At 66.4% G+C, this 11,946-nt stretch carries 10 protein-coding genes and 1 pseudogene; 7 read left to right on the top strand and 4 right to left on the bottom strand.

Annotated features, from left to right (window positions below; translation table 11 throughout):
• Positions 1–263 precede the first annotated feature (263 nt).
• Entirely contained in the window at positions 264–2,453 is a 2,190-nt protein-coding gene (locus XarjCFBP7645_RS03740) for a TonB-dependent siderophore receptor (protein ID WP_104536271.1), read from the bottom strand.
• A gap of 289 nt (positions 2,454–2,742) precedes the next feature.
• A complete protein-coding gene (locus XarjCFBP7645_RS03745; protein ID WP_181126165.1) occupies positions 2,743–3,534 on the bottom strand; it encodes a polysaccharide deacetylase family protein in 792 nt (263 codons plus the stop codon).
• Positions 3,535–3,579: 45 nt separating this feature from the next.
• Between XarjCFBP7645_RS03745 and grxD the strand changes: the two genes are divergently transcribed.
• Complete coding sequence (gene grxD, locus XarjCFBP7645_RS03750; RefSeq protein WP_104536273.1) at positions 3,580–4,506, top strand: Grx4 family monothiol glutaredoxin; 927 nt, start codon at positions 3,580–3,582, stop codon at positions 4,504–4,506.
• 202 nt (positions 4,507–4,708) lie between these two features.
• Positions 4,709–5,578: a hypothetical protein gene (locus tag XarjCFBP7645_RS03755; protein WP_104536274.1), complete on the top strand. Its 870-nt coding sequence runs from the start codon at positions 4,709–4,711 to the stop codon at positions 5,576–5,578.
• 296 nt (positions 5,579–5,874) lie between these two features.
• Here the strand turns inward: XarjCFBP7645_RS03755 and XarjCFBP7645_RS03765 are convergent, their stop codons facing one another.
• The gene (locus XarjCFBP7645_RS03765; protein WP_104536276.1) at positions 5,875–6,435 is read right to left on the bottom strand and encodes a DUF924 family protein; all 561 of its coding nucleotides are present in this window, start codon (positions 6,433–6,435) and stop codon (positions 5,875–5,877) included.
• A 140-nt stretch (positions 6,436–6,575) separates the two neighbouring features.
• Between XarjCFBP7645_RS03765 and XarjCFBP7645_RS03770 the strand changes: the two genes are divergently transcribed.
• From XarjCFBP7645_RS03770 to XarjCFBP7645_RS03785, 4 genes are all read left to right on the top strand, one after another.
• Entirely contained in the window at positions 6,576–7,976 is a 1,401-nt protein-coding gene (locus XarjCFBP7645_RS03770; RefSeq protein WP_104536277.1) for an amidohydrolase, read from the top strand.
• On the top strand, positions 7,973–9,253 hold the full coding sequence (locus XarjCFBP7645_RS03775; protein ID WP_166774122.1) for an amidohydrolase family protein: 1,281 nt from the start codon (positions 7,973–7,975) through the stop codon (positions 9,251–9,253). The genes XarjCFBP7645_RS03770 and XarjCFBP7645_RS03775 overlap by 4 nt, the downstream gene beginning before the upstream one ends.
• Positions 9,254–9,284: 31 nt before the next feature.
• Complete coding sequence (locus tag XarjCFBP7645_RS03780) at positions 9,285–9,701, top strand: DUF2809 domain-containing protein (protein ID WP_047130665.1); 417 nt, start codon at positions 9,285–9,287, stop codon at positions 9,699–9,701.
• Between the two features lie 144 nt (positions 9,702–9,845).
• Positions 9,846–10,172, top strand: coding sequence for a hypothetical protein (locus tag XarjCFBP7645_RS03785; protein WP_181126166.1), 327 nt, complete (start codon positions 9,846–9,848; stop codon positions 10,170–10,172).
• 352 nt (positions 10,173–10,524) lie between these two features.
• On the opposite strand, the gene XarjCFBP7645_RS03790 is transcribed toward XarjCFBP7645_RS03785, so the two are convergent.
• On the bottom strand, positions 10,525–11,340 hold the full coding sequence (locus XarjCFBP7645_RS03790) for a GH12 family glycosyl hydrolase domain-containing protein (RefSeq protein ID WP_104536279.1): 816 nt from the start codon (positions 11,338–11,340) through the stop codon (positions 10,525–10,527).
• A gap of 373 nt (positions 11,341–11,713) precedes the next feature.
• On the opposite strand from XarjCFBP7645_RS03790, the pseudogene XarjCFBP7645_RS03795 reads away from it, so the two are divergent.
• A pseudogene (locus tag XarjCFBP7645_RS03795) lies at positions 11,714–11,852 on the top strand (DegV family protein); the annotation flags it as partial.
• Positions 11,853–11,946 lie beyond the last annotated feature (94 nt).

The raw sequence follows: 11,946 nt of genomic DNA on the forward strand, positions 1-11,946 counted from the left end.
ACCTTACGCGGCATGGATGCCGCGTAAGCGCCTACACGGACGTACTTGCGGCGTGTCCTGCGAGGATGGGCGGGCAAGGGCCCTGCAGCCAAGCCGCAGAGTAGCCGCTCTACAACCGATCTATCCGCGCTTACCAATCACTTCGGGACAACCAAGTCATCGAGCCGCCGCGCCGTTTGGATGCAGGCAAAGGCTTGGTTAGCCCACCGTCGCATGACCTTTGGCGGCATCGATACCGCCAAAGCCTGTCGTCTTGAGCAAGGTCAGAACTTCCAGGACAGCGTCAGCTCCACATCGCGCGGATCGCCGTAGATCAACTGGCTTTGATAGACGATGTTGGCGTAGTACTTGCGGTCGAACAGATTGCGCACGTTGAGCTGTGCCGACCATGCCTGGTTGATGTCGTAGCGCGCCATCGCGTTGGCCAGCACAACGCTGCCCTGGGTCAGCCGCTGCGTGCTGCCCTGTGGCCCGGACATCAATTCGTGGATGGCCGACTGCCAGCTCAGGCCACCGCCCACGCGCCATGGGCCGGTCTGCCAACTGGTGAACAGGGTGGCCTCGCGACGCGGGCTGGTCGGATTGACGTCGACGCCGCTGGCATCGTTGGCATCGAATTGGGCGAAGCCGAATGCGATCCGCCACTGCTCGGACAGCTGCCCATCGAGCTGGAACTCCACGCCCTGGCTGACCGTGCCCTTCGCCGCCAGGAAGGCCTGATTGGTGGTGCCGGGCACCAATTGTCCGGGGTCGTTGACCGCCAGGTTGTCCTGCTCGATACGGAACAACGCCAGCGCCGCGTTGAGCTGGCCACCGAGGTATTCGCCCTTGGCGCCGACCTCGTAGCTGTTGCCCTCCAGCGGGGCGAGATAGCGCCCGCTGCGGTCGCGATTGTTTTGCGGCTTGAAGATGCCGGTGTAGCTGGCGTAGAGCGAATGGTGGTCGTCCACGTCCAGGATCAGGCCGGCGTACGGCGTGGTGCGGCCACGGCGCTCGTAGGTGTTGGCCGGCACCAGCTGATCGGTGTTTTTCCAGTCGGTGACGCGTGCGCCGACGATGGCCGTGAGCGCGTCGGTCAGGCTGAAACGGCCGGCAGCGTAGGCGGCCACCTGGCGCACATCGCGTTCTTCGCCCTTCACCAGCGGCGTCCATTGCGGCTGCGCCATGCTGCCGGTCCAGGCGTAGACGCTTTCGGCCGCCAGTACCTGCGGCGGCTGCGGCCCGTTGGACCAGCTGCGCACGTTGCGGTTCATCCAGGTGGCCCCGGCAACCAGTTCGTGGTTGCGGCCCCACCAGGTCAGCGGCACGCTGAGGTAGGCATCCAGGCTGTTTTGCGCAGTGAGTGCGGGATAGCGCCCGCCAAAGTTGCTGGCAAGGCCCAGGCCGGTCTCGCGGTCCGGGTAATCGAGGTAGCCGAACAGCACCGACTTCCAATCGGCTTCGAACCGCTGATGCGAGTACTCCACGTGCAGCTGCGCACCGTTGTCGAAGCGATGGGTCAGGCCGGCGAATGCGTTGGTGGTGTCTGCCACGCCGCGCGCCCAGCGCGGCGTGAACGAATCCGAGCGTGCAAAATCGGTGCGGCTGCCGTCGCTGAAGTACGCCGGCACCCCGCCCCAGGTAGTGCCGCGGCCGTCGTTGCGCTGCTTGTTGACGCCGATGTAGCCGCGCGTGGCATCGCTGAAATCCGCATCGACGATGCCGTAGAACAGCGACGATTGCTTGCTGTAGTAATCGCGGAACGACTGCTTGTCCTCGTAACTGGCAACCACCCGTCCACGCACGTTGCCGGCCGCGTTCAAGGGCGATTGCAGGTCGACGGTGCCGCGGTAGCGATCCCAACGCCCTGCCGACAGATCGACCCGACCGGTGAACACATCGCTGTCGGCATGTTTGCGCACCAGGTCGATCGACGCGGCCGGGCTGCCCGCCCCGGTGGTCAGGCCGTTGGCGCCGCGGATGATTTCCACCCGGTCGTAGATCGCCATGTTCTGCTGCACATCGCCGGTGTAGTCGGTGGGAATGCCGTCGATGCGGTAGTAGTCCACTTCGAAGCCGCGCGCGTTGATGTAAGTGCGCTCGGTGTCCCAGGTGGGCGAGTTGAAGCCGGCCACGGTGTCGGTGACGTCCTGCAGCGATTGCAGGTTGCGGTCGACGATCTGCTGTCGGGTCACCACCACCACCGACTGCGGCGTCTCGCGCAGCGACAGCTCCAGCTTGGTCGAACTGCGCGCGACATCGGCGGTGTAGGAGTCGCTGCCTTCGGTTGCGGCGCCGCGGTGCGCCTCGATCTGCAGGCGGTCCAGATCGACCGGATCGCGTGTGTTCGATTGCGCCGCAGCCGCCAACGGCCACGCGCAGGCCAGCGCCAGCAGGGAGTACGCCAGCGGCCGCTGCGGCGAACGGAGATCCGCATGCGTGAGCGCGCGCGCAGGGACGGTGCGATGGGACATGGGGTCAGCCTCAAGAGCGAGTATGGCCGTCGATGACGGCGATTGAGGCTGGCGCCGGCAGCGCCGTCGGAAGGCGCGCACCGTTTGCTGGCTGGGGGCGCATGTTCGATCCGCGTTAAATCGCTGTCAATACATGCGCGGATCGACGTTGCGCCAAGCGCTGATCGCTGCGTGCAGTCCGATCAACGGAAAACGACGCGTCGCAGCGAAGCATTCCCACCGACAAGGACGATGGATCCGGCAACGCACGACCTGGTTCCACGCCGTCGGCCGCGCTGTGCGCAGGACCTCAGAGCGGACGCCGCCCCGCCAGGCCGCGCGCGCGCATTGCCTCCAGCACGCCACGCAGGATGGTGAGGTTGTGGCCGTGCGCGGCGCCTTCGTGCAGCAGCACAATGGCGCCGGGATTCAGGTCGCGCACGATGCGGGCCACGGTGGCCTCCGGCTCGCAACGCACCCCGTCGAAACCGCGCGCGCTCCAGGCCACGCGGGTCAGCCCGTGCGCACGCAGCGGCGAAGCGACGAAGGGGTTGGTCATGCCCACCACCGAGCGGTACAGCCGCGGCGCCTGCCCGGTGATGGTGGCCAGCACGCGCTGTGCCTGGCCGATTTCCTGCGCCATGCGATGCGGTCCCAGCGCCCAGAACCAGGCCTGCGGATGGGTATGGCTGTGATTGCCGATGCTATGCCCGCGCCGCACCATCTCGCGCACCAGTTCAGGCCGCTGCTCGGCGCGTGCGCCGACCACGAAGAAGGTGGCCTTGGCATCGAAGGCGTCCAGCAGATCCAGCATCGCCGGGGTGTCGTCGGAGGGGCCATCGTCGATGGTCAGCCACACCTGCGGGGCGCGGCCCGGCAGACGCGCCAGCACCGGGCCATACAGGCGCGCGCGCGGCAGGAACACCGGCACCACGAACAAGGCATGCGACATCAGCAACGCAGGCACACCCCATACCCAGCCCAGATGCCACCACAGCAGCGCCACCGCTGCCTGCGACAGGGCCAGCAGGCCTATCCAGCGGTACGGGTGCGAGGGGATGCGATACAGCGTTTGAAGCGTGGTCATGCCGCATGATGCCATGCAGCGTAGAATGCCCGGACTCCACGATCTGACCGAAGCGCTGCCATGTCCCTCGATCCCGCCCTGCGTTCCCGCATCGATACGCTGCTGCAATCCAGCCGCGTGGTGCTCTTCATGAAAGGCCAGCCCGGCATGCCGCAGTGCGGCTTTTCGGCCAAGGCGGTCGGCGTGCTGGACGGTCTTGGCATCGACTATGCCCACGTCAACGTGCTCGCCGACCAGGAGATCCGCGAGGGCATCAAGGCCTACGGCGACTGGCCGACCATTCCCCAGCTGTATGTGGACGGCGAGTTGATCGGCGGCAGCGACATCATCGTGCAGATGGCAGACAGCGGCGAATTGAGCAGCATGCTCGGCCTGCAGGCGCCAGACCGGACTCCGCCCAGGATCACCATCACCCCGGCCGCGGTCGAGATGCTCAAGGGCGCGCTGGCCGATGCGCCGGATGCCTCGCTGACGCTGGCCATCGATGCCGACTTCCAGCCGAACTTCCAGCTGGCACCGACCAACCCGAACGCCATCGCGGCCGAGTCCAACGGCCTGCGCGTGCAGTTCGATCTGGCCAGCGCCCGCCGCGCCGACGGCATCACCATCGACTGGGTGGACGACATCCGCGGCCGGGGCCTGGCCATCGACAACCCCAACGCGCCCAAGCCGGTACAGGAGTTGTCGGTGCGCGATGCCGACGACCGCCTCAAGGCCGGTACGCTGACCCTGGTGGACGTGCGCCCGGCCGACGAACGTGCCCTGGCCAGCGTTGCCGCGCCGTTCCGTACGCTGGATGCGCATGAGCGCGCCGCCATCGAGCAGTTGCCCAAGGACACCCCGCTGGCGTTCCTGTGCCACCGTGGCGGGCGCAGCCTGCAGGCGGCCGAGCACTTCCGCAGCCTGGGTTTCAGCAACGTCCACAACGTCACCGGCGGCATCGACGCATGGTCGGACGAGGTGGACAACTGCGTAGCCAAGTACTGAGCAAGACAGGCGGTGCGGCCGGTATCGGATCTATCTCCGGCGCGCAGGCACTGCGGTTCCTGCGCGCCATCGGCACAGACAACGGTCCGCTGGAGCCACCCGTCAGGTTTCAAGCCGCGTTTGCTACATTGCACACCCGAAACGGGCGCTCCACGGAGCGTCCGTTTCTTCATGGATCGACACGCACAAGGACTTCGCTGCAATGCACACTCACCTGCTCTGTCTTGCACTGGCCGCGCTGTTGCCGCTGGCCGCACAGGCTGCCGAACCTGCACGTGCGGTCATGCTGGTACAGACCTACGACAGCCAGCCGACCGAAGACCCGCTGGAATACATTCCGGTGTGGCTGGGCAGCGGCGTAGCGAAGGAGTCCAGCATGCCCAGGTCGCTGCTGAGCCAACCGCTGCAGGTCTTCAATGCGGGCGTGCCCACCGGCACCGTGCGGCTTGCGTCGCTGAGCGTCGACGACAACAGCATGTGCGGCGGCACGGCAAAACTGCGTTTGAAGGGCACGAGCACGCTGTCCAGTTCGCCGCTGCTATCGACGGTGGATCTCAATCCCGGCAAGCGCTTTGCAAGCCGTGACGCCACAGCTGCCGAACAGGCCGAGCTGTTGCGACAGGTCGGCGAAACCGCGCAGCTGCGCAAGCGCGTCAAGCCTGCGGCGCTGGCCCAGGCATTGACGGCATTCACGGCCGATCGTGCGCGGGATCTGGCGGCGCTGCAGATCTTTACCGATACCCGGCAGCCGCAGCGCCGTGTGGCCGTGCTGACCTCCAATCACCCGACCAGCACCGGCAACCCGGACAACCCGACCGGCGTCCTCGTCGTGCTTGCCATCCTCGAACACGACGGCAGCCGCTGGCAGTTCCGCAAGGGCAGCGCGGCCAGCGGCTGTGACGATTGCGAAGACCTGCCTTTGCGCACGCATCTGCTGCAGTTCGGTGATATCGACGGCAACGGCACACTCGACTTCGTGCTGTCGGAAAGCGGCTACGAGAGCTACGGCTTCTATCTGCTGCTCGGCGAGGGCGCGAACTGGCGCTCGGAAGGCTTGATGGGCGGCTGTTGATCGGTCGCAGCGCGATGGCCGATGCGCGCATCGGTATCGGCGTTGCGTTGCACCACGGGCGGGATCCAGAACAGCGCGGCTCGTCGCCGCGCAAGCGATCCACACATCGCCGGTGCGGGGCCATTGATGCAGTTGCGCACCTGCATGATGTCGATCAACGCTCGACGTCATGCGCATGTGCATCATCTACCGATCGCATCGATCGTCCCACGCGATGCGCATGCCCAACGCAAGTAGGCGGTGCGGGAAAGCCGTCGCGGCACGCAACCGCGGCAGGCCACAACCGCTGCCATCCCTCAGCCGGTAAATCCACCGTCATCGAGAAACTGCCGTTCTTCCACGGTGGTCTCGCGCCCCAGTACCGCATTGCGATGCGGGAAGCGACCGAAGCGCTGGATGATCTGCTGATGCTCCACTGCCCAGCGCGTGGTTTCTGCATCGTCCAACGCGGTGATCAGCTGCACCGAACGTCCCTGCTCCTGCAGATCTTCGGCATGCTCCAACGGCAGATAGAAAAACAGCCGCAACTGCGCGGAGACCTGTTGGTCGAAACCGCTGGCAAGCGCCTGCTTGGCGTAGGCCAGCGCCAGGCCATCGGTGGCGTAGGCATGCGCGCTGCCGCGGAACGCGTTGCGCGGGAACTGGTCGAGCAAGATCAGCAAGGCCAGTGCATCTTCGGCACGTTCCATCCAGTGCGCATACTCGCCGCGCGCCGCTGCGAAGTGCTGCTCGCTGAAATGCTGGCGGAAGTTGGCATCGAAGGCATCGTTGTGCGTGAACCAGCGTGCCGAGCCGGCCAGTTCCCAGAAAGCCAGCACCACATCGGCCTGTTTGTTGCGTTCTGATTTGACGATCATCGACGTGTCCCCTGACGAATGCGGCACAGCATGCACCGGCCCATGTGATGAGCCCGCCGCCGCCGGCGCTGCAGCACTTGGCAAGCACGCCGCCGGCCGCTAGGTTTGCGGCTGACGTTTTCGTTGCACCGGGGAAATCCATGCGTTCCATCCTGTTCGCCGCGCTCGGCGCAGCCGTGCTGTGCGGTCCTGCGTCTGCGGCATCGCGTTTCGTGCAAGACCCCTACCCCAGCACCTATCGCGCGCTCGCGTCCGCTCCGGTATTGATCCAGCACGCCACCGTGCTCACCGGCACCGGCCAGCGGCTGGACGACGCCGACGTGCTGCTGCGCGACGGCAAGGTGGCCGCGGTCGGGCGCGCGCTGCAGGCGCCGGCCGATGTGCGCCGCATCGACGGCACCGGCAAATGGGTCACCCCCGGCATCATCGACGTGCACTCGCATCTGGGCGTGTATCCCAGCCCCGGCGTCAGCGCGCACAGCGATGGCAACGAGATGACCGCCCCGGTGACGCCGAACGTGTGGGCCGAGCATTCGATCTGGCCGCAGGATCCCGGCTTCGGCACCGCCCTGGCCGGCGGCGTGACCTCGCTGCAGGTACTGCCGGGCTCGGCCAATCTGATCGGCGGGCGCGGCGTCACCCTCAAGAATGTCGCCTCCACCACCTACCAGGGCATGAAGTTTCCCGGTGCCCCCTGGGGCCTGAAGATGGCCTGCGGCGAGAACCCCAAGCGCGTGTACGGCCAGAAGGGCGGCCCCGGCACGCGCATGGGCAACGTGGCCGGTTACCGCGCCGCCTTCATCGATGCGGCCGAGTATCTGCAGAAGACTGCGCCGAAGAAAAAGACCGCGAAAAAGCGCCATTGGTGGAGCCGCGGCGGCGACAACGACAGCAGCGGCGATGCCGGTGGCAAGCGCGATCTCAAGCTCGACACGCTGGCCGGGGCGATCAACGGCGACATCCGCGTGCATATCCACTGCTACCGCGCCGACGAGATGGCGACCATGCTGGACCTGTCCAAGGAATTCGGCTTCCACATCGCCGCCTTCCATCATGGCGTGGAGGCCTACAAGCTGGCCGACCGGCTGGCGCAGGACAACGTCTGCGGCGCGCTGTGGGCCGACTGGTGGGGCTTCAAGATGGAGGCCTTCGATGGCATCCAGGAAAACATCGCGCTGGTCGACAGACCGGCCAACAGCTGCGCCATCGTGCATTCGGATTCGGAAGAAGGCATCCAGCGCCTGAATCAGGAAGCGGCCAAGGTGCTCGCCAACGCGCGCCGCAGCGGAATGGAGATTCCGCCCGAGCGTGCGATCCGCTGGCTCACCAGCAATGCCGCCAAGGCGCTTGGCATCGAGCAGCAGACCGGCGCACTGGAGCCGGGCAAGATGGGCGATATGGTGGTGTGGAACGGCAATCCCTTCAGCTCCTACGCGCTGGCCGAACAGGTCTATATCGACGGCGCGCAGGTCTACGACCGCCACGATCGCCGCCTGCAGCCGGTGTCGGACTTCATGCTCGGCCAGGAGGTGGCGCGATGAGCCGCGCAATCTTCGTTGGCCCGCGTCTACGCGCGATCTCTGCTGTGGTCCTGGCAGTGCTTGCATTGCCCGCAGTCGGCCAGCAGGTGCTGATCCGTGGCGCGACCGTGCATACCGCCACCGCACAAGGCACGCTGCGCAATACCGATGTGCTGGTGCAGGGTGGCGTGATCCGCGCGATCGGCAGCAACCTGGCCGTGCCGGCCGATGGCCGCGTGGTCGAGGCCGGGGGCCGCCCGCTGACGCCGGCCCTGTTCGGCGGCATCACCGAGATCGGCATCGAAGAAGTCTCCGGCGAAGACAGCACCGTGGACAGCGGCGTCAAACTCAGCGACCAGCCGATGCGTCCGGAATTCGACGTCACCCTGGCCTACAACCCCGATTCGGTGCTGGTGCCGGTGGCGCGCGTGGAAGGCATCGGCTTCACCGCGTTGGGCGCGACCACCAGCGGTGCCTTCATCGCCGGACAAGGTGGCGTGGTGCGGCTGGACGGCAGCCCGGACCCGGTTGGCCCGCATGCCCTGTTCATCCGCATCGGCGCGGCGGCGTCCGATCTCACCGGCAGCTCGCGCGCCGCGCAATGGATGCTGCTCGACCAACTGGTGGCCGAGGCACGCGGACGCGTGCCGGCCGACTCGCCGCATGCGCTGCTGACCCCGGTCGGCCGCAACGTGCTGGCCAAATATCTGGCCGGGCAGGGCCGCATCGTGGTGCAGGTGGAGCGCGCCGCAGACATCCGCCAGTTGTTGCGTTGGGCGCAGCGCGAAAAGGTGCGCATCGCCATTGCCGGTGGCGCGGAGGCCTGGAAGCTCGCGCCGCAACTGGCGCAGGCCAGGGTGCCGGTGCTGGTGGACGCGCTGGCGGATCTGCCGTCCACCTTCGACCAGATCGGTGCGACGCTGGAAAATGCGGCACGTCTGCGTGCGGCCGGCGTGGAAGTCAGCTTTGCCCAGAGCGGGGATGCCTCGCATAACGCGCGCAAGCAGCGCCAGCTGGCCGGCAACGCGGTCGCCAATGGATTGCCGTGGGAAGCCGGCCTGGCCGGCCTGACCCGGGTGCCGGCAGAGATCTTCGGCGTGGGCGATCGCATCGGCAGCATTGCAGTCGGCAAGCAGGCCGACCTGGTGCTGTGGGAAGGCGACCCGCTGGATGTCGCCCACTACGCCGAGCAGGTGTGGCTGGGCGGCCGCGACATGCCGATGCGCTCGCGCCAGACCGAGCTGCGCGAGCGTTACATGCAACCGGCCGGCGCGTTGCCGCGGGCCTATCTGAAGTGATCGGGGCGGCGGGCGCGCGCGTGCCAGCGCAATGACACGCATGGCGTTGGGCGTACGCAGCGTCTACCTGCTGACCGCACTCGCCGTGTTTGTCATCGAAGTGGCGATCGGTGCTGGCACACTCGGCGGGCCCTGGGTGCGCGGCAGCCTGGGCGATATGCTAGCGGTGATCCTGGTGTATTGCGGGTTGCGCGGCGTGTTTGCGTTATCGCGACGCTGGGCGTGCGTGCTGGCGGTCGCGACCGGGTGCCTGATCGAAGGCCTGCAGGCGCTGCATCTGGCCGACCGGCTCGGGCTGCGCCCCGGCAGCGCGGCCTACATCGCGCTCGGCAACACCGCCACCCTGCACGATCTGCTGATGTATCTGGTCGGCGGCGGCGTGGCGTACATCGGTGATGTGGCGTCATGCCGTGTCGCTGCGTCTTCCCGGCGGCAAACGCCGCATTGATGCACTCCTTCGGGCCTACCGCATGTTTTCCGTCTGCTCATCGGCACTGATCGACAGCGTTGGCGCCCTGTCTGGGCAATGGCAGCAATGGCGTGCCCGCGCCCACCCTGCATCGCAGTGACTTCGCTGTTTCAAGGAAGCGGCTTGCGCTCGATCGATCGGGTCGTGTTGCGCCAGGCGCCGGCCAATCTGCTGCGCGGGCTTGAGGCGGTCGGCGGGCGGCTGATCCTGACCGCCGATGCGCTGCACTTCCAGCCGCATCCCTACAACCTGCAGACCCGGTCGCTGACCGTGCACCTGACCCAGGTCGCGACCGTGCAACCACGCTGGACGCGCCTGTTCGGCCTGCTGCCGGTGGCGCCGACATCGCTGGCGGTGCAGTTGCACCAGGGCGGCGAACACCGGTTCGTGATCGGCAAACGCGACCAGTGGATGGCCGCCATCGCCTCGGCGCGCGATGCGCTGCGCTGATGCTGCCCCGACACCCGCAGTCGCGCTGATCGATAAGACCGCAGTGCCCGACTGGCGCATCGCAATGCCCTGACTGCTTTCCGGATACCTCCGCAGCGCAGACGAAGCGTGCCCTGCGCTGTGTTTCAGAATCGCCTCACGCGCATGGCAGAAGTCATGGCGGTGGTGAATGCTCAAGCAGGCGATCTTGCACACCTGATGCGGAACGTAGCCGTCGGTGGCTGGCGTCGTCGTGCGATCTTCGACGATTGTCGGCCATCGCAGGCGAAGCGGTACCGGCGTGCGTCGTGCTGCACGCCGGTCTCCGATGCCAACCGCGCACGCTCAGCCATGCGGCCGATTGGCGCTGCGCTTACTGCGCGTCCAACGTCGCGCTCACCTTGGCCCAGCCGTTGCCGCGTACCACTTCGAAACCGGCTTCGGCTGCATGCAGATACATGCTGTTGTTGTAGCGCCCATCCTTGGATCGGTTGGTCTGCAACCAGTTGAGGAAGGGCTTGGCGTCCACGTTCAGGCTGCCGCTGGTCTTGAGCGTGGCCTGCCCGGCAGTGCCGGTCGGGATGAAGGTGTAGACGTAGTAGCCGGCACCGGAGTTGAAGCCCTCCCACAGGTCGAAGGTGCGCCCGCCTGCGGTGATCACCTTGCTGGCAGTCAGTGTGCCGATCGGCCAGGAGTTGTGGTCGCCCCAGATCATGACTTCCAGCTGCGGGTTGCCCTTGGCGGTATCCCAGCGGAAGAAGATGTCATAGGCAAAATCGCCCGCGAGATTGGTTCCGCCCGCGCTGTAGGTGAACTTGAGCGGGATTTTGCTCAAGGAGGAAATCTGCCGCGGAAACAGCGTATCGCTGGTCGGGTTCCAGTCGTAGTGCCAGCCGCGCACGATCGCCGGATAGCCGTAGAGGTTGTAGTCGGCGAAGTTGAAGGTGACGGTCAGCTCGGGGGTGCTGCCGGTGCCGAACGTGCCCTGGATGATGTTGTTGGGATCGTTGAAATTATTGACCCACGCATAGTGGTTGCCGAAGACCTTGTAGGGACCGGCCAGCGCCGCTGGCGCCAGCGCGACCAGACCCACGGCCAGTGCAGCCTTCCACCAGCGCGATGCGGGCCGCCGTGTCGGCGGCGCCGGTGTGCCGGTCTGGGTGAGGGTGCGGGATTGGCTGTTTTGCATGGTGACTCTCTCCGTATGGATTCAGCGCGGCGATGCCGGTGCGGCAGCGTCGAGAGCCGCTTTGCAGCGGTCGCGTTGGACCCTAGCAGCGGCCTTGTATCGGGAGCTATAGCAATTGCGACAGGCCTGGCTCGTCATCTGCGATAGCGGGCGCCATCCGCCAACCGAAGCGTGCGCAGATCCTCAGTTCGCGACCCAACCGGCAGCGTGACAGGATGTATCGGTCATCTGCATGACGGTACGGTGGACGCAAATGGTGCAGAGCCACATGGCTGCGGTCTGTGTCTCTGCCGCACCTGCGGCTGCTTGCCCCACGCCCTCTTCGCAGGCATCGGGCGTCCCTGATGGCCGGGCGCCAGGCTCCCATCGCGCGATGTTCATTCAACGCAACAACGTCAGCGTATTGCCGATCGGCATGCGCATCGGCGAAATGGGGCTGGCCGATCACCGCGATGAGGAAGCGACGCTGCCTACAGGCGCATGTGGCCGAAAGCGGACACCAAGCGCAGACACCAAGACATAAACTCCTAGTCGCGGCGTCGTTCACGCAAGGCGGTCAAACGCCCGGTTGATCGAGGGCGCGGTGTCCTTACCGCTCGCGGGACA

Origin of the sequence: Xanthomonas arboricola (genome assembly GCF_002940665.1) — a bacterium.
GTDB lineage: Bacteria > Pseudomonadota > Gammaproteobacteria > Xanthomonadales > Xanthomonadaceae > Xanthomonas > Xanthomonas arboricola_B.

What these genes read in the sequence shown, in the direction of transcription:
- XarjCFBP7645_RS03745 (WP_181126165.1), bottom strand. Translation starts at nt 3,534, where the DNA reads ATGGCATCATGCGGCATGACCACGCTTCAAACGCTGTATCGCATCCCC.
- XarjCFBP7645_RS03775 (WP_166774122.1), top strand. Translation starts at nt 7,973, where the DNA reads ATGAGCCGCGCAATCTTCGTTGGCCCGCGTCTACGCGCGATCTCTGCT.
- XarjCFBP7645_RS03790 (WP_104536279.1), bottom strand. Translation starts at nt 11,340, where the DNA reads ATGCAAAACAGCCAATCCCGCACCCTCACCCAGACCGGCACACCGGCG.
- XarjCFBP7645_RS03770 (WP_104536277.1), top strand. Translation starts at nt 6,576, where the DNA reads ATGCGTTCCATCCTGTTCGCCGCGCTCGGCGCAGCCGTGCTGTGCGGT.
- XarjCFBP7645_RS03755 (WP_104536274.1), top strand. Translation starts at nt 4,709, where the DNA reads ATGCACACTCACCTGCTCTGTCTTGCACTGGCCGCGCTGTTGCCGCTG.
- XarjCFBP7645_RS03780 (WP_047130665.1), top strand. Translation starts at nt 9,285, where the DNA reads ATGACACGCATGGCGTTGGGCGTACGCAGCGTCTACCTGCTGACCGCA.
- XarjCFBP7645_RS03740 (WP_104536271.1), bottom strand. Translation starts at nt 2,453, where the DNA reads ATGTCCCATCGCACCGTCCCTGCGCGCGCGCTCACGCATGCGGATCTC.
- XarjCFBP7645_RS03765 (WP_104536276.1), bottom strand. Translation starts at nt 6,435, where the DNA reads ATGATCGTCAAATCAGAACGCAACAAACAGGCCGATGTGGTGCTGGCT.
- grxD (WP_104536273.1), top strand. Translation starts at nt 3,580, where the DNA reads ATGTCCCTCGATCCCGCCCTGCGTTCCCGCATCGATACGCTGCTGCAA.